This window comes from Actinokineospora bangkokensis (assembly GCF_001940455.1).
GTDB classification, from domain to species: domain Bacteria; phylum Actinomycetota; class Actinomycetes; order Mycobacteriales; family Pseudonocardiaceae; genus Actinokineospora; species Actinokineospora bangkokensis.
In genome coordinates, this window is record NZ_MKQR01000009.1 from 736059 (window position 1) to 753383 (window position 17325).

At 75.8% G+C, this 17325-nt stretch carries 15 protein-coding genes; 9 read left to right on the forward strand and 6 right to left on the reverse strand.

The genetic code is table 11. From position 1 onward, the window contains the following. Positions 1-109 precede the first annotated feature (109 nt). Entirely contained in the window at positions 110-937 is an 828-nt protein-coding gene (locus tag BJP25_RS11130) for a M55 family metallopeptidase (RefSeq protein WP_075974719.1), read from the forward strand. A 13-nt stretch (positions 938-950) separates the two neighbouring features. After that, on the forward strand, positions 951-2264 hold the full coding sequence (locus BJP25_RS11135) for a M20/M25/M40 family metallo-hydrolase (RefSeq protein ID WP_075974720.1): 1314 nt from the start codon (positions 951-953) through the stop codon (positions 2262-2264). Between the two features lie 63 nt (positions 2265-2327). On the opposite strand, the gene BJP25_RS11140 is transcribed toward BJP25_RS11135, so the two are convergent. Beyond that, entirely contained in the window at positions 2328-2822 is a 495-nt protein-coding gene (locus BJP25_RS11140) for a PaaI family thioesterase (protein ID WP_233158003.1), read from the reverse strand. Between the two features lie 234 nt (positions 2823-3056). Here BJP25_RS11140 and BJP25_RS11145 point away from each other — a divergent pair, with 234 nt between their 5' ends. The 3 genes from BJP25_RS11145 to BJP25_RS11155 are packed head-to-tail and all read left to right on the forward strand — an operon-like array spanning position 3057 to position 7071. Next, positions 3057-3869 (forward strand): hypothetical protein, encoded by an 813-nt coding sequence (locus BJP25_RS11145; protein ID WP_143218986.1) that lies wholly within the window; start codon positions 3057-3059, stop codon positions 3867-3869. Further along, positions 3866-4774 carry a hypothetical protein gene (locus BJP25_RS11150; protein WP_075974722.1) on the forward strand — a complete coding sequence of 303 codons (909 nt, stop codon included), beginning with the start codon at positions 3866-3868 and terminating at the stop codon, positions 4772-4774. Before BJP25_RS11145 ends, BJP25_RS11150 begins: the two co-directional genes overlap by 4 nt. Then, positions 4771-7071 (forward strand): hypothetical protein, encoded by a 2301-nt coding sequence (locus BJP25_RS11155; protein ID WP_075974723.1) that lies wholly within the window; start codon positions 4771-4773, stop codon positions 7069-7071. The genes BJP25_RS11150 and BJP25_RS11155 overlap by 4 nt, the downstream gene beginning before the upstream one ends. Before the next feature lie 33 nt (positions 7072-7104). On the opposite strand, the gene BJP25_RS11160 is transcribed toward BJP25_RS11155, so the two are convergent. The 4 genes from BJP25_RS11160 to fxsA form a co-directional block, all read right to left on the reverse strand. Next, positions 7105-7803 (reverse strand): maleylpyruvate isomerase N-terminal domain-containing protein, encoded by a 699-nt coding sequence (locus BJP25_RS11160; protein ID WP_075974724.1) that lies wholly within the window; start codon positions 7801-7803, stop codon positions 7105-7107. 56 nt (positions 7804-7859) lie between these two features. Continuing rightward, positions 7860-8834 carry a hypothetical protein gene (locus tag BJP25_RS11165; protein ID WP_075974725.1) on the reverse strand — a complete coding sequence of 325 codons (975 nt, stop codon included), beginning with the start codon at positions 8832-8834 and terminating at the stop codon, positions 7860-7862. Further along, on the reverse strand, positions 8812-12570 hold the full coding sequence (gene fxsT / locus BJP25_RS11170) for an FxSxx-COOH system tetratricopeptide repeat protein (protein WP_075974726.1): 3759 nt from the start codon (positions 12568-12570) through the stop codon (positions 8812-8814). The genes BJP25_RS11165 and fxsT overlap by 23 nt, the downstream gene beginning before the upstream one ends. 137 nt (positions 12571-12707) lie before the next feature. Further along, the gene (fxsA, locus tag BJP25_RS11175) at positions 12708-12896 is read right to left on the reverse strand and encodes an FxSxx-COOH cyclophane-containing RiPP peptide (protein WP_075974727.1); all 189 of its coding nucleotides are present in this window, start codon (positions 12894-12896) and stop codon (positions 12708-12710) included. A 177-nt stretch (positions 12897-13073) separates the two neighbouring features. Here fxsA and BJP25_RS11180 point away from each other — a divergent pair, with 177 nt between their 5' ends. The 3 genes from BJP25_RS11180 to BJP25_RS11190 all read left to right on the forward strand — a co-directional run bounded on the left by BJP25_RS11180 (position 13074) and on the right by BJP25_RS11190 (position 16037). After that, positions 13074-14180: an FxsB family cyclophane-forming radical SAM/SPASM peptide maturase gene (locus BJP25_RS11180; RefSeq protein ID WP_075974728.1), complete on the forward strand. Its 1107-nt coding sequence runs from the start codon at positions 13074-13076 to the stop codon at positions 14178-14180. Continuing rightward, on the forward strand, positions 14177-15334 hold the full coding sequence (locus BJP25_RS11185) for an aKG-HExxH-type peptide beta-hydroxylase (protein WP_075974729.1): 1158 nt from the start codon (positions 14177-14179) through the stop codon (positions 15332-15334). The genes BJP25_RS11180 and BJP25_RS11185 overlap by 4 nt, the downstream gene beginning before the upstream one ends. Positions 15335-15395: 61 nt before the next feature. After that, complete coding sequence (locus BJP25_RS11190; RefSeq protein ID WP_075974730.1) at positions 15396-16037, forward strand: GNAT family N-acetyltransferase; 642 nt, start codon at positions 15396-15398, stop codon at positions 16035-16037. A gap of 27 nt (positions 16038-16064) precedes the next feature. On the opposite strand, the gene BJP25_RS33245 is transcribed toward BJP25_RS11190, so the two are convergent. Further along, entirely contained in the window at positions 16065-16820 is a 756-nt protein-coding gene (locus tag BJP25_RS33245) for a hypothetical protein (protein WP_075974731.1), read from the reverse strand. A 213-nt stretch (positions 16821-17033) separates the two neighbouring features. Here BJP25_RS33245 and BJP25_RS34095 point away from each other — a divergent pair. Further along, positions 17034-17325 (forward strand): hypothetical protein (locus tag BJP25_RS34095; RefSeq protein WP_158075633.1); only part of this gene is annotated, 292 nt, incomplete at its 3' end.

Below are 17325 nucleotides of genomic sequence, written 5' to 3' on the forward strand. Positions count from 1 at the left end.
CCCACGTCGGATTCTCCCGTCGACCGAACCTTGTGAGAAGTTGGCAAGAAAGAAACCACTCGGCCACCGGGAAAGTCAACGAGCGGCGCGCAGAAGTAACCTGGGGCCGGTGCGCATACTCATCTCGGCCGACATGGAAGGCGCCACCGGCGTCACCTGCACCTCCGACGTGGTGCCCGGCACCGAGCAGTGGCAGCGGTTCCGCCGGTTGTACACCGGCGACGTCAACGCCTGCGTGGCCGGGCTCTTCGACGGCGGGGCCACCGAGGTCCTGGTCAACGAGGCCCACTCCGCCCAGCGCAACGCGCTGCTGGAGGAGCTGGACCCGCGGGCGCGGATGCTGACCGGGCGGCACAAACCCCTGTCGATGATGCAGGGGGTCGACTCGGGGGTGGACGGGGTGGTGTTCCTGGGGTACCACACCGGGGCGGGCGCCGACGGGGTGCTGGCCCACACCTACCTGGAGAACTCGATCACCGAGGTGCGCCTGGACGGGGTCGCGGCCTCGGAGGGCCGGTTGAACGCGGCGCTGGCCGCCGAGCACGGCGTCCCGGTCATCCTGGTCACCGGCGACGACCTGACCTGCGCCGAGGCCACCGCCTACGCGCCCAGGGCCGGGCACGCGGTGGTCAAGGACGCGGTGTCGCGGTACGCGGCGGTGTGCTCGCCCCCGGCGGTGACCGGGCCGCTGATCACCGCGGCGGCCACCGCGGCGGTGGCGCACGCCGGGCGGGGGCGCGGGGACGCCAGCGCGCACACCGTCGAGGTCGACTTCGACGCCACCCACCTGGCCCACGCGGCGGCGGTGGTGCCGACGGTGCGGTTGGCGGGCACGCGCACCGTGGCGTTCACCGCGGAGTCGATGACCGAGGCGATGAAGGCGTTCAAGGTGGTGACCGCGATCGCCGCGGGCGCCGTCGACGGCGTGTACGGCTGAGAGGGGCCAAGGAGTGGGACTGCCGGTCGAGGAGCTGTGTTCGAGGTTGGTGCGCATCGACACCACCAACCTCGGTGGTGGCGCGGGCAAGCCGGAGCGGCCCGCGGCGGAGCTGGTGGCGGGGTTGCTGACCGACGCGGGGCTGGACCCGGTGCTGCTGGAGCGCGAGCCGGGCCGGTCCAACGTGGTGGCCCGCTGGCCGGGGGCCGACCCGTCGCTGCCCGCGCTGCTGGTGCAGGCGCACCTGGACGTGGTGCCCGCCGACCCCGCGGAGTGGTCGGTGGACCCGTTCTCCGGGGAGGTGCGCGACGGGTTCGTGTGGGGTCGGGGCTCGGTGGACATGAAGGACCTGGTCTCGGAGGTGCTCACGGTGCTGGCCCGGTGGCGGGCCGAGGGCCGGGGCCCGCGCCGGGACGTGGTGCTCGCGTTCGTCGCCGACGAGGAGGACGCGGGCCTGTGGGGGGCGCACTGGTTGGTCGACAACCACCCGGGGCTGTTCGAGGGGTGCGCGGCGGCGATCAGCGAGTCCGGGGCGTACACGATGCGCGCCCGCTCGGCCGCCGGTGACCCGGTGCACCTGTACTCGGTGGGCACGGCCGAGCGGGGCACCGCGCACCTGCGGCTGACCGCGACGGGCCGGGCCGGGCACGGGTCGCGCCGCAACGACGACAACGCCGTGGAGAAGCTGGTCCACGCCCTGTCGCGGCTCTCGGCGCACCGGTGGCCGGTGGTGCTGACCCCGGCGGTGCGCGCGTTCCTGGAGCGGGTGGGGGCGGCCCTGGGGATACCGGTGGACCTGGACGACCCGGACGCCATCGACGCCGCGATCGCCCGCTTCGGCGACGCGCGCAAGGCGGTGGAGAACGTGGTGCGCAACTCCGCCAGGCCCACGGTGCTCTCCGCCGGGTACAAGGTCAACGTGGTGCCGGGGCAGGCCCAGGCGCAGGTCGACGTGCGGGTGCTGCCGGGCACCGAGGAGCAGCTGCTGGCGGAGGTGGACCGGTTGCTGGGCCCGGGGGTGGGCAGGGAGTTCGTCTCCCACCAGCCGCCGGTGCAGGCCAGGGTCGACAGCCCGTGGTTCGACGCGATGGCCGCGGCGCTGCGCTCGCAGGACCCGGGGGCGGTGGTGGTGCCGTACTGCATGGGCGGGGGCACCGACGCCAAGGCGTTCTCGAAGCTGGGGATCGAGTGCTTCGGGTTCGCCCCGCTGTGGGTGCCCGAGGGCTACGACTACCGGGCGATGGCCCACGGTGTCGACGAGCGGGTCCCGGTGGAGGGGTTGCGCTTCGCCGTGGAGGTCCTCGACCGGTTCCTGTCGGACTGCTGACCCCCCGCGGGCCGAGCCCGTGGGGGGCCGGCCCGCGGGGCGCGGGTCAGCGGGGGGCGCGGGTCAGCGGGGGGCGCGGTGGACGATGCAGGTGGTGCTCGCGTGCGCCACGAGCCGCCCGTCGGGGTCGGTGACCCGGCCCTCGGCGGTGGCGGTCTGGCGCCCGAGGTGCACCGTGGTGCCCACGGCGGTCAGCAGGCGCCCGTCGAGCGGGACGGCCCGGATGTAGTTGACCTTCAGCTCCAGGGTGGCGTAGCTGTCCCCCGGCCCGAGCTCGGTGTGGATCGCGCACCCCATGACCGAGTCGAGCAGGGTCGCGCAGATGCCGCCGTGGGTGGTGCCCATGGGGTTGGCGAACTCGGGGCGGGTGGCGGCGGTGAACACCACCCGCCCCCGCTCGATCTCCCCCACCCGCATGCCGATGAGCCCGGCGATGCCGGTGGCGGCGCGGGGCCCGGTGAACACCGCGCGCAGCAGCTCCAGCCCGGTCGGCCCGTCCGGGGCGGTGGCGGGGGTGGCGGCCGGGTCGGGCAGCGGGGTCGCCGGGGTGGTGGTCACCGTGGTCCTCCTCCTGGGGGTCCGATACTCGCGCATCAGACCACAACCAGCTCAGTTCCACAAAGCAACCCACCGGTGTGGTGTGCTGTCACCCGGATGCCGCGATAACGCCCGGGCCCGCCGCGCGGATCTAGAGGATGACCAGGGTGGGGGGCGCGGTGTTCGCTACAGTTGACCTTCGTCCGGGGCGTGCCGCCCGGGCGCTCGGAAACGGGTGGCGACCGGGGGGTGCGCGTGGGGCGCGCTGGGCGGATCGGGTGGCGGTGCGCCGCGGCAGCCGCGGCGACCGCGTGGGCGCTGCTGTCCGGTGCCCCCGCCCAGGCCCAGCCCGAGGACGCCGAACTGGTCTACTGCCTGTCCCCCGCCCAGGCCCAACCGCTGCGCGACGCGGCGGTGGCCCTGGGCGCCGACCGGGCCAAGGTCACCGATCTGGCCGCGTGGCGCCGCTCGGACACCGAGGCGTTCGACAAAGCCTGCACCGCCCTGTTCGAGGCGCAGAAGTCCCCGCCCAAGGACGCCCTGGACAACCTGCTGCCGTTCCTCACCGGCCTCTTCGGCGCGGTGGCCACCTACGTCGCGACCGCCTGGCAGGCCAGGGTCACCGCGGGCCGCGCCGACCGCGACGCCCTGGTGCAGGCCGCCACCGCCTTCCACACCGCCGCCCGCGAGTACCTCGGCGCCTACGCAGGCACCCGGGACGACAAGGACCTCAACACCGCCCACGCCGCCCTCTCCGCCCGGCTGCTGCGGGTGGTCTCGGACCACCCGCGGTGGCCCGCCGCCCGCCGGGCCCACACCGCGATCACCTCCGGGGCGCTGTCACCGCAGGCCCTGGAGGCCGACAGCCGGGGCGCGGGCGACCCGCGGCTGGCCCGGCTGGGCGAACTGGAGGTCGACTGCGCCCGCGTCGGCGGCGGGCTGGCCACCCCGGGCCGCTGGCACCGGTCGCTGCGCCGCGACCCCGACCGGCCCGCCCAGGTCGAGGGCACCGGCACGGGCGACAGGGGCGGCAGCGGTGGTGGCAGCGGTGGTGGTGGCCGGGCATGACCGAGCCGGTGAACCCGTTCGCGGTCCCGCACCACCGCCAGGGGGCGGTGCTGCCGCTGTGCCCGTACCGGTGGCCCGAGCACGACGACCTCTACGTCGACGTCTGCGGCTCGGCGGCGGCGTTCGAACAGGCCCTGGGCGAGTTCGACGACTTCGGGCACCTGGTCGAGGGCGGGTACGTGCTGGTCTCCGGGGAGTCCGGGTGCGGCAAGTCGGCCATGGTGAACCGCCTGGCCGACCGGGTGCGCGCCGGGCTGGGCGGGCTGGGCCTGCGCACCGGGGTGGTGGACCTGACCGCGGTCCTGGAGGACCAGGAAGAGTCCATCGACCAGCGCATGGAGCTGGTGTGCGGGCTGCTGCCCGGTGAGCTGCGCGCCGCCGGGCTGCTGCGCCAGGGCGCCGAGGCGCTGTGGACGCAGAACCCCAACCCGCGGCTGGTGTTCCCGCAGCTGTCGACCGCCCTGGAGCCGGGCACCGCGGTCGTCGTGTTGCTGCCGACGCCGGGGGACCTGATCCTCGAGGTGGTCCGCTACGCCAGGACGCTGAGCAGCGCCCGGGTGGTGTTCGTGACGGAGTCGGCCATGCTGGGAGACCGGTTGTTGGAGATCGAGGAGCGGTTGGAGGGCTTCCGCCCCGCGGTGGTGGTGCAGATGCGCACCCTCACCGAGGCGGACGTGGCCCGCTACGTCGCCGACCGGCTGGGCAGGCACGCCCCGGGGTCGTGCCCGGGGATCACCCCGGGGGGACTGGCGGCGCTGCGCTCGATGTGCCCGTCGATCAAGACCCTGCAGAAGGTCGCCCACGGCACCTACCGGATGGTCGGGTCGGCCACCGCCGACCTGGGCCCGGAGGACTTCCACCGGTTCCGGGCCCGGCAGCTGGCCAGGCGGGGGAGGCAGGCGTGAGCGCGGCCCCACCGCCGCGGCGGCGGCGCAACCCGTTCGCCGACATGGCCGTGGCCAACGTGTCGGTCATCGACGGCGACCCCGACACCGCCGAGGTCACCGTGACCACCGACGCGGTGCGCACCGCGTTCTCCTTCCTCGACGACTACCTCGACGCCCACACCGGCGACGGCACCGACGGCGCCGACGACCGCGCCGGGGGCACGGTGATCGCCCTGCTGGGCGACTACGGCATCGGCAAGACCCACCTGTCGGTGCGCATGGTCGCCCGCGCCCGCGCCCGGCTGGGCAACCCGCGCGCCGCGGTCTACCTCGACGCCGCCGCCGCGGACTTCCTGTCGCTGTACCGGCGGTTCATGGCGACCCTGGGCGTGGACGGGGTGGTGGCCCAGGTCAACGACTACTACGCCGACCAGGTCGCCGAGGCGCTGGAGCCCTCGGGGCTGACCCGCGCCGACGTGCGGGCGATGACCGGCGCCGACGCCGAGGGCACCGACCCCGGCGAGCTGCGCTGGCACGAGATCGCCCGGGAGCTGGGGCTGCTGGAGTCGCGGCTGCTGCGGCAGGTGCGCGAGACCCTGGCGGGGGTGACCTCCTCCCCCGACTTCGCCGCGGCGCTGACGCTGCTGCTGCGCCCGGGGTTCCAGGAGGCGGTGTGGAACTGGCTGACCGGCGGGCGCCCCGAGCAGATCCTGGTCGACCGGGGGGTGAGCCGGGTCATCGACGACGACCTGGCGGCCCTGGAGGCGCTGCGGGTGTTCGCGCTGCTGCTCGGCGGCCGCGACCGCCGGTTCGTGCTGGTGGTCGACGAGCTGGACAAGATCTTCTCCGCCCAGCACGCCCCCGGGCACGCGGTGATGGCGGAGTTCCAGGAGCTGCTGCAGGTGGCCACCAAGGCCGGGGCGTGCCTGGTGCTGGGCGGGCTGCCGGAGGTGTGGCCCGCCCTGTCCGGGCCGGTGCGCGCCCGCATCCCGCACCCGGTGCGGCTGGCCGGGCTGACCGAGGGGGAGATCACCGACTTCATCCTGCGCACCCAGGAGCTGACCCTGGGCACCCGCACCCTGGCCCCGTTCACCCCCCCGGTGGTGCGCACCATCCGCATGATCACCCGCGGCAACCCGCGGGAGGTGATCCGGTTGTGCCACCGGGCGTTCCGGCTGGCCGACGACCGCCGCCGCCAGACCGGCGACGAGTCGGTGCTGGTCGACGACGCGATCATCAACCAGGCCAACACCGAGCTGTTCGGCACCCCCTCCGGCGACGACATCCGCGACCAGATCGGCCGGGTGCTGGGGATGGCCAACTGGGACCACTACCGCGACCGGGTGCTGGGGGCGCGCGCGGACACCCGGGTGGACTACTGGGTGCGCTTCCCCCAGCGCGGGTCGGGGTGCGCGCTGCTGCTGACCAGGGCGCTGCTGACCGACGCCGACGTCGAGGACGTGGTGTCGCGGATCATCTCGGTGCGCGGGGCGGAGCCGCACGCGGTGGTGCTGCCGCTGGTGACCGGCACCCCCACCGACATGGCCGTGGCCAGGGTGCGCGAGCAGCTGGGCTACGAGCCGGTGCTCTACCGGCAGTCGACCTTCGTCGACGACCTGGTGACCGCCCTGGAGACGGCGATGGCCCGGCTGCCGGAGCTGGACGCGGCGGACCCGGTGGGGCAGGTGCTGGCCCAGACCGACCAGATCATCCGCCGGATGGCCACCATGCACCGGGACCTGCTGGAGCAGATCCAGCACGGCACCGACCGGGTGGAGTCGGCGGTGGGCCGGTCGGCGCCGGTGGAGGCCCCGACGACCCCGCCCGCGGCCGACGAGCCGGGGTTGCCCGCCCCGGTGGCGGAGCTGTTCGCCGAGGCTGTGGCGGCGATCCAGGCGCTGACCACGGTGGACCCGGAGGTGTCGCGGGCGTTCGAGGCGGGCGGCTACGAGGCCGCCGACGCCGCGCTGCGCATCGTCGAGCGCCCGGACGTGGTGGCCGCGGCGGGCACGGGCCGGTTGCTGGCGGAGGTGGTGGTGCGGTTCCGGGCGTCGGTGGCGGGGTGGTTCCGCCGGTTCCCCCCGGCGCCGGGGGCGGGGGTGACCGGGGGCGGGTCGGCGGAGGCGCGGGCGGCGCTGGAGGGCATCTGCAACGTCTACGACGCGATGGCCGAGTACCTGCCGACGTTCCGGTTGCTGCCGCTGGCGTCGGTGGCCGGGCGCCCGGAGGACGCGGTGGCCAGGGTGGAGGAGGCGCTGCGCAACCTCAGCTTCCGGGTGCGGCGGGCGGCGCTGCGCGCGGCCGCGGGCCGCTGACCCCACCGCGGGCGCCTGTTGGTGCCGGGTGGGTCAGCCGAAGAGGGGGAAGCGGTCGGCCAGGGCGGTCTCGGCCCCGGTCAGGGGCAGTCGCCCGGTGCCCTTGAGGGCGTAGGTGCGGTCGTCCCAGTCGAACGGGGCGGGGTGGCCCAGCAGCCCGTCGAGGACCCGCCGCACGCGCCGCAGCCCGTCCGGGTCGGCGGCGGGGGCGTCGGGGACCTCGGCGGTGAGGTCGAGGTGGTGGACGGTGGCCTCGACGACGAGGGTGTCGAGGAAGTCGGTGGTGGTCAGCACGTGCCCCTGGGTGCCCACCGCCGGGTGCGGGCACCGCTGCGCGGCGACCACCGCGGCCGCCGCGGTGGCCCGCCACTCGGCCACCAGCGCCCCGGGCGGGTAGGCGGCGGTCACCGCGCGCACGAACCGGGCGTGCTCGTCGTCGGTGGTGTCACTGGTGTCGGTGGTGTCCGCGCGGCCGGGGAACCCGAGCCAGTAGGTGACCGCGTCGCGGTCGGGGGCCCGGTCGCCGGGGGTGTTGAGGGCGACCAGGGCGCGGCGGGCGTCGCAGAGCTGGTGGAACAGCAGGTCCCCGGCGTGCCACCCGGCGCACCCGGTGCCCACCCCCGCCAGGCCACCCCCTGCCCCCTCGATGTGCTCGGTGACCTCGGTGATGGCCGCGTAGCAGCGGCGCAGGGCGTCGACGACGGCACGGCGGTCGGGTGCTGGTGCGCTCACCCCCGTGCTGTTCCCCGCCGCGACCGATCCCACTCCCCCCAGGCCGGGGCGGGGCGTCATTCGGGCAGCAGGGACAGGTCGGCGGCGAGCCCGGCGACGCGGTCGTCGGCGGCGCCCACCCGCCGCTGGTCGAGGGTCACCCCCACCAGGTAGCGGCGGGCGGGCAGCCGCCGGTAGAACACCGCCCCGCCCTCCACGTCCAGCACCAGCCGCAGCAGCCTGCCACCCAGGGCACCGGCGGCGGCCCGGTTGAGCTCGTTGGCCCGCGGCCCCAGGTCGGCGCCGAGGTCGGTGTAGTAGGCGCGCCGCTCGGTGGCGGTGAGCCCGTCGGGGTCGCACAGGGCGAGCACGGTGGGGTCGTCGAGGCAGTCGACGGTGGTGATGGGGTGGTCGTCGGCCCAGTAGGTGAGCAGGTGCAGGGTGTCGGGGCCGACGTGGGCGCGCAGCAGGTCGGTGATCGCCGTCGCGTCGGTGCCGGGGCGGGTGATGGGCCGGGTGGGGGACTCGCCCGGGTCGGCGGGGACGGCGGTGGTGTCGAAGGACCCGTAGTTGGGGGCGGGCAACCCGTCCAGGGCCCGCAACCGGGTGGCCAGGGCGGCCACCGCCCGGTCCCCCGCCGCCACCGCCGCGGGCCCCGCGGCCACCGGCATGACCCCGATGACGTCGTCGCCGGGGCGGATGGTGTCGCAGAACAGGGCGTTGCGGTCGGTGGAGACCGCGGTGCGCACCAACCGCCCGGTGCGCGCCTGCTGCAACCGCCGGTCCATCGCCCGCACCGTGGAGGTGACGTGGCGGCCCAACCGCTCCACCGCGTCGCGTCGGGTCGACCCGGGCAGGTGGTCGGGGCCGGGGGCCGGTTCACCCAACCGGTCGAGGGCGTGGTGCAGGGTGCCCGCCCGGAAGTGGGCGAGGTAGTCCAGCTCCGGGGTCGCGGCGAACGCCCCCCGCAGGTGCTCGACGACCTCGTCGACCGACCCCGGGGGGTGGGCGGGGTGGGTCTCGTGCGGGTCAGGTCTGGGGGATGTCGACATCGATCAGCCTCCAGCCGGTGGTGGCGCCCACGCGGGCGAGGTCGAGGTTGGCGGTGGCGTCGAGGGCGACCGGGTGGTCGGGGCCCAGGTAGTCCACCGCGTCGTCGCGGGCGGCGGCGGTGACCCCCCTGGCCTCCCGCACCCGCCCGGTGGCCGCCAGCAGCGCCGCCAGGTCCACCGCGGCCGCCAGCGTCCACGGGTGCACCCGCTCCAACCGGTCGGTCAGCGCCACCAGCGCCGCCCGGTGCCGCTCCTCGGCCCGCTCCCACGCCCCCGCCGCGGCCTCCGCCTGCCCCAACCCCAGCTCGCACAGGGCCAGGAACGGGTGCCCCTCGGGCAGGTCCAGGTCGCTGTGGAACCCGGTGTGGGCCTCCAGCGCCAGCTCCAGGGCCATCGCGTGGTCCTGCCCGAAGCGCCGCTGGGCGTGGGCGTAGGACAGGGTCGCGGCCAGCGTGTCGGGGTGGGCGTCACCGAGGGTGGCCCGCAGCACCGTGCGCGCGTTGCGGGCGTGGCTGCGGGCCCGCCCGGGGTCGGTGGCGCGCAGCGCCCCGGAGAAGTGCCACTCCGCGGCCACGGTCAGCCGGGCGTCGACCCCCAGCAGGTCCCGCAGCTTCTGCCACGCGATCTGCAACCCCTCCACCGCCCCCGGGCGGCGCAGGTCCCGCCGGTACATGCCCACGTTCACCGCCGACCACCACGTCTCGGCGTTGTCCTGCCCGAACAGCCGCACCCGCCGCCGGTGGTTGTCCTCCTCCAACCGCAGCGCCCCCTCGGTGTCCCCGGACAGGTACCGGGAGTGGGCCAGGTTGTTCGCCGCCCGCCGGGTCTGCGGGTGGTCCTCCCCCAGCTCCCGGACGTAGCCCTCCCACGTGGTCTGGTCCTCGACCAAGGCGTCGGCGTAGCGGCCCAGGCCGCGCAGGTCCCCGCCGAGGCCGCGGGCGGTGGCCAGGGTCGGCAGGTCCCCCGCCGCGTCGGGCAGCGCCCGCTGCCGGGCCAGGGTGTCCCGGTCCAGCAGCAGCGCCCGCCGCCGGTCGCCCAGGTCGCGGGCCAGGTTGGCCAGCTGCCCGGCCATCCGCAGCCGCAGCGGGTCGTCCACCCCGAACCGCTCGGCCCAGTCGGCCAGCACCCGGGTGCCGATGTCCAGGGCGGCGTCGAGGATGCCGTACTCCCCGCGGTGCAGGTACAGGTACCGCACCTGGTTGACCAGCCACCGCCGCACCTGCGGGTCGTCGGAGCCCAGCGCCCTCGAGGCCAGCACGTGCCGCTGCAGCTCGGCGAACCGGTCCGCCGAGGACACCTCGTCGGAGGTCTCGGCCGGGGCGTAGCGGGCCAGGCACCGCAGCAGCGTCGCCCGCAGGGTCTCCCGCTCGGCGGGGCTCATCAACCCCAGCACCACCCCCTGCAGGGTGTTGCCCAGGTGCACCCGGGCCCGCTCCCCCCAGTCGACCTCCAGCAGCCCGTAGCGCTCCCCCAACCACAGCGCCCGGTCCACCCTGGTCGCGTCCAGCGCCAGCGCGGTGTCCCCGGCCAGGTCGGCCACCGCCGCCACCAGCGGCCGCGACCGCATCAACCCCAGCGCGATGCCCTGGGAGGACAGGAACGCCCCGAACCGCACCAGCAGCAGCGTCACCCGCCCCAGCGGCGACCCCGACAGGGTCCGCAGCGTGTGCTCGGTCATCCGGCACCCCGCCGGGTCGTGGTCCCCGGTCGGCGGCTGCCCGTCGTGCCGGTCGCGGGTCAGCTCCCCCAGCAGCTCCGCCACCGCGTGCCCGGCCGCGGCCAACACCGCCGCCCCACCCCCGCACAGGTCCTCCACCGCCTCCCGCAACCACCGCGCCGCCAACTCCAGCGCGTACGGGCGGTGGTCCAGGGCGTCGGCGACCGCCGCCGCCGCGGGCTCGGCCAACCCGGGCACCACCGACGTCAGCAGCGCCGTGGCGTCCCCCGGCGACATCCCGGTCAACTCCACCGTGCCGTCCACCGAGGACCGGGTCGTGATCAGGATGTGCCCGGTGGTGCCCCCCGGCAGCAGGTCGTCGAGGTCGTCGTCGGCGGGCACGTCGTCGAACACCAGCAGGAACCGCCGGTGCGCGGGCTCGGTCGCCAACGCCCGCAGCGCCGCCTTCGCCTGGTACCCGGTGGTGCGCCCCAACTGGGCGGCCAACGCCGCCAACGCCAGGAACGCCCGCTGCCGGTCGTGGGTGGGCACCCACCACACCAGGTCGTAGTCGTAGGCGAACCGGTGGGCGTAGGCCAGCGCCAACTGCGACTTGCCCGACCCCGCCGCCCCCGTCACCGTCACGATCGCCCGCGCGTCCCCGGTGCGGGCGAACCGGTCCCGCAGGGCGTTGATGTCCGCGTCGCGCGGGGTCAACCGCGGGTTGAGCGCGGGCACCCCGAACCGGGCCGGGGGCAACCCCGGCAACCGCGGCGCGGGCCCGGCGATCCCCACCCCCCGGTCCACCAACCCCAACGCCCGCAACATCGCCGACCGCACCTGGTCGGCGCGCTCGGCCGCCGCCCGCCGCACCGCCGCCACCACCGGCCCCTCCGGGGCCGCGGTCGGCACCACCCGGTGCACCCGCAACCCCCGGGCCTCGACCACCCCCGCGGCGTCCCCGACCGGCCACCGCTCACCCTCGCCCGCCACGACCACCACCGACGGCGGCGGCCCGGACCCCTCCACCAACCAGTCCCCCGGGTCGGCCAGGTCCCGCGTGCGCGCCCCCGCCCGCCCCACCTGCTCGCGCACCCAGTCCGCCCACGGCCGGTGCGCCGCCGCCGCGGCCACCAGCACCCGGTCGGGCTCGGAGTCGGTGGCCAACCCGAACGCCCGCCGGTAGGTCGCCCGCGTCGCCGCGGGCACCGGGTCCACCGCCGCCAACCCGTGCCCGGCCAGCACCTCCGCCAGCGCCGCGTACCCGGCCAGCAGCCCCGGCGCCGTGCCCGGCGACTCCACCAGCACCGCCAGCAGCGCCGACGGGTCGTCGTGGTGCCAGGCCGGGATCTCCAGGTGCCCGTCCACCGGCGGGTCGTCGGACTGCTCGGCGGTGATCGGCGCGAACGCCCGGTGGATGTCGGTGCGCGTCTGCGCGGCCACCTCCGCCTCCTCACCCCCGGAGAACGGCGCCGCCAACGCCACCACGTCCACCCGCACCGGCGCCGCCCGCCGCAACCCCGTGGCCACCTCCACCGCCGCGGCCACCGCCCGCGGCCCACCCCCGAACACCACCACCGCGATGTCACCCAACGCCGCCGCCGCGGCCAACCGGTCCGGGTCCCGCCCCGCGGGCAGCATCACCAGCACGTCGTCGTACCCCGACCCGGTCAGCAACCCCCGCAGGTCACCGGCCACCGCCGGACCCGCCGTCGCGGTCACGAAGTCCGGCAACCCCCCGGGCACCCCCGTGGAGATCAGGTCCACCGCCGCGGGCAACCCCGGCACCGTGAACCGCTCCAACGCCCCCGGCCCCTCCGGCCGCGCGTGCGCGGGCACCATCGCCATCAACCCCGCCCACAACCCCGCCCCCACCGCGGTGGTCCCGGAGTGGAACGGGTACAGGAACTCCCGCACCGGCGGCGACTCGGTCGACCAGTCCAGCACCAGCACCCGCCGATCGGCAGCGGCCAGCAGCACCGCGGTGTTGGCCACCGCGTCCGCCCGCCCCGGGCGCACCGCCGCCGCGGCGAACACCGTCACCGCCGCCTGCCCCACGGCGTCCCGGCGCCCCGTCATCGCGACCTCACATCCCCGCACCCGACATCCCCGCACCCACAGCCGTCCCCCACCACCGCTGACGCCCGGCGGACCCGCCGGGATGCCTCCACCCGACCAAGATCACCCGAACGTCGCAGCCACCCGCGGGACACGACCTAGACCGCGTTCTGGAACGCGGCGAACCGGTCCGGCCCGCCCCCGCAGCGCAGCACCCGCTCCAACGCCGCCCGCAGCACCGAATCCGGCATCGCCTCCAACTCCGCGAACCCCACCCCCGACAGGTCCGGCAACCCGACACCCACCTCCGGCGCGGGCCCCACCACCGCGTCCCCCTCACCGCCCACCGCGACCCCCTCCCCTCCCGGACCACCCCGGCACCGCACACCCCGGCGGTCACACCCCGTGGCCCCACCAGCACCGAGTGTACAGCGCACGACCACCCGAACCCGCGATGAGCCGATCGGGTGCACCACCCACGACCAGCACCCCACCACCGGCCACAACCGGGATCATTCACCCGTGTGGGCACCGAGAAGGTGACGGCGTTCCGGGAGTTCGTGCTCAAGGTGCACGGCCGGTGCAACCTGTCCTGCGACTACTGCTACGTCTACGAACTGGCCGACCAGCGCTGGCGCCACCGCCCCGCCGCCATGGCCCCACCCACCGCCGACGCCGCCGTCGACCGCATCGCCGAGCACGCCGCCACCCACCACCTCGACCACGTCCGCCTCGTCCTGCACGGCGGCGAACCCCTCCTCGCCGGGACCACCGCCTTGCGCCGGGTCCTCACCCGCGCCCGCGACCGCGTCCCCACCCCCGTCCGGTTCGCCCTGCAGACCAACGCCGCCCTGCTCACCCCCGCCTTCTGCGACCTGTTCGACGAGTTCGACGTCGCCGTCGGCGTCTCCCTCGACGGCACCCCCGCCGACCACGACCACCACCGCCGCACCCGCACCGGCCGCGGCTCCCACACCGCCACCACCCGCGGCCTGCACCTGCTCACCACCACCCACCCCCACCTGTTCGCCGGACTGCTCTGCGTCATCGACCCCACCCACGACCCCCTCGACACCCTCACCGCCCTCGCCGCCTGGAACCCCCCGCTGGTCGACCTGCTCCTGCCCCACGGCACCTGGGCCACCCCACCCCCGCACCGCACCCCCGACGACCCCGCCACCCCCTACGGCGACTGGCTCACCACCGCCTTCGACCACTGGTACACCACCGGCACACCCCCCGTGCGCCTGTTCACCTCCCTGCTCGACCTCATCCTCGGCGGCAGCTCCACCGTCGAAGGCCTGGGCACCACCGCCTCCCCCCAACTGGTCATCGAGACCGACGGCACCCTGGAACGCTCCGACATCCTCGCCGCCGTCGCCCCCACCGCCTCCGCCACCGGCCTCACCGTCCACCACCACCGCCTCGACGACGCCCTGCTCCCACCCCCACCCCTGTCCGCCACCTGCACCGCCTGCCCCCTGCTGCCCGTCTGCGGCGGCGGCCACCCCGCCCACCGCCTGCACCCCGACACCGGCCTGATCACCCCCTCGGTCTACTGCCCCGACCTCACCCGCCTGATCACCCACGCCCTGCACCGCGTCACCACCGACCTGGAACACCTCCGGTGACCCCCACCCACACCCTCACCCCCGACCAGCTGCGCACCCTCGCCGCGGGCCCCACCGCCCACACCCACCTCGTCCACGCCCTCGTCACCGCCCGCCGCTCCCGCACCCTGGCCCTGCTGCGCCTGGCCATCACCGGCGACCCCACCGCCACCGCCGCCTTCCGCGCCCTCGGCGACCTGCGCGCCCACACCCCCCACGCCGTCGACCGCACCCTCGACGACCCCCTCGTCAGCGCCTGGGCCACCGCCCTGCACACCCACCGCACCGGCCGCCCCGCCGACCTCGCCTGGATCACCGCCGCCGCCGCCCTGCGCGCGGGCACCCCCCTCACCCTGGAATTCCCACCCACCACCGCCGCCACCCTGCCCTCCCTCGGCCGCGCCACCGAACCGGTCACCGGCCGCCGCGCCACCACCACCATCGGCTGGAAGCCCTTCCCCCTGCTGCGCCCCACCCCCACCACCACCCTCACCCTCGCCACCTGGCCACCCGGCCTGCTGCCCCCCGACCTCGGCACCTGCGACGAACCCCCCTCCTGGCGCGACAACCTCACCGCCGCCTGGGCCCTGCTCGACCGCGACCACCCCCACGCCGCCGCCGAGACCGCCGCCATCACCACCACCGCCACCCCCCTCACCGCCCCTGCGGGCACCGACACCTCCGCCACCGTCCCCTCCGCCCTGGGCTGCCTGTTCCTCTCCGCCACCACCGACCCCGAGGCCACCGCCGCCACCCTCACCCACGAGACCCAACACGCCAAGCTCGCCGCCATCATCGACCTGCACCCCCTCGTCACCGACACCACCGACACCACCGGCCCGCGCCACTACGCCCCCTGGCGCCCCGACCCCCGCCCCACCACCGGCCTGCTCCACGGCACCTACGCCTACCTCGCCGTCACCGCCTACTGGGCCACCCGCCGCACCACCGCCCCCTCCCACCGCGCCGACCGCGAGTTCGCCCGCTGGCGCACCGCCGTCGCCGACTCCACCACCACCCTCCTGCGCGCACCCCTGACCGACGCGGGCCGCACCTTCGTCCACGGCATCCGCGACGCCATCACCCCCCACCTCGACACCCCCGTCCCCACCCGCGCCGCCGCCGAGGCCGAAGACCTCAACCGCACCCACCGCGCCACCCACGACCGCACCTGACCCCCGCACCACCGGGGTAATCCACGTGACGCGACCACCCCCCACCAGCCACGATCGCCGGGTGATCGCTCAGCACTTCCCACCCGCCGCCCTCGTCCTGCGCACCCCCGACCTCGAACTGCGCCTCCCCGACCACGACGAACTCGGCCACCTCGCCGACGTCGCCGCCCGCGGCATCCACGACCCCGCCCACATGCCCTTCACCGCCGGGTGGACCGACGCCGACCCCGCCGCCGTCGCCCTCTCGGTCATCCAGTTCCACTGGCGCTCCCTCGCCGACTGCACCCCCCAGCGGTGGACCCTGCAACTGGCCGCCTTCCACCACGGCCACCCCATCGGCGTCCAGGAGATCACCGGCCGCCAGTTCCCCGCCACCCACGAGGTCCACACCGGCTCCTGGCTCGGCCTGCCCCACCAGGGCCGCGGCCTCGGCACCCAGATGCGCGCCGCCGTCCTGCACCTGGCCTTCGCCGACCTGCACGCCGAGGAAGCCGTCTCCGCCGCCATGGCCGACAACCCGCAGTCACTGGCCGTGTCCCGCAAGCTCGGCTACACCCACGACGGCACCGAGCGCGTCGCCCCCCGCGGCACCCTCGCCATCAGCCACCGCCTGCGCCTGACCCGCCACGCCTGGGACACCCACCGCACCACCCCCGTCACCACCGAGGGCACCGACGCCCTGCGCGAGTTCCTCGGCCTGTGAACAACCAGCGCGGCGCCTGAGCCGGTCTCACGCCACCCCGCGCGACACGAACTCCCACGCCCGCTCCACGTCCAGCACCGGCGGCCCCCACCGCCGCGCCGACACCGCCCCCACCGACAACCCCGACCGCACCACCGACGCAGGCACCCCCGGCGCCAACGACCACACCAACGCCGCCGCCGCACCCGCCACCACCGCCGCCACCCCATTGCCCGACACCCGCCCCGCCGCCGTCGGCACGTCCTGACCCGGCGCCAACAACCCCCGCGGCACCTCATCACCCCCGGCGTCGACCCCCTCGGCGTCCCACTCCACGAACCACGCCGGACGCCCCGTCGGACCACACGCGAACACCGGCACCACCCACGGGTGCTCCAACACCGGGCACGCCGCCCCCACTGCCCCCACCGCACCCGCCGCCACCACCAGCACCCCCGCCCCCGCCGCCGCGTCCAACGCCGCCGACAACGCCATCCGGTGCGACCTCGGCCCCCGCCGCACCACCGTCGACACCACCAGCACCCGCGCCGCACCCGCCAACGCCGCCCGCACCGCCACCGCCACGTCCCCCGGACCACCACCGGCCTCGAACGCCGACACCGGGCACCCCGGCGCCACCCCCAACCCCCGCTCACCCGGCACCGCCGTCAACACCGCCAGGTCCGCCGCGGACCCCACCACCGCCAACCCCACCTCACCCGACCCCGCACCCCACCGCCGCACCCGGGTCAAGCGCACCAGGTCCCACACCGGCGCGCCCAGCGACACCACCACGAACCGCACACCCCCGACCCGTCCCGAGCACCACGGGGCACAAGATCACCCCACCGACCTCGCAGAGTGTAGTAACCAGTACGCGCACAGTGACGACACCCAACCGAGTGATCCTCACCGACCCCCCATCACCCCCGGTCACCACCCGAGATCCGCACCGAATCCCCCGAGTACAACCGCACCGCCGCCACGATCTCCCCCAACTCCCGCCGGAACAACCGCGTGTCCACCGGCAACCCCGGCCCCGACGCCACCGGCCACGCATCCCGCCGGTGCAACCCCGACACCCCCGGCGACCCCGGCGTGATCGACGGCCGCACCCGGAAGTTCAACGTCGGCCCCTCCACCACCACCCCCCGCAACGCCTCCCACGGCAAGAACGCCGGACCCCGCCCCGTCGGAACCCGCACCCCCACCCGATCCACCGTCAACGACGTCCGCCGCCGCTCCCGCCGCGCCACGAACGCCGACACCTTCCACACCACCACCCCCACCGACCCCACCAGCACACCCA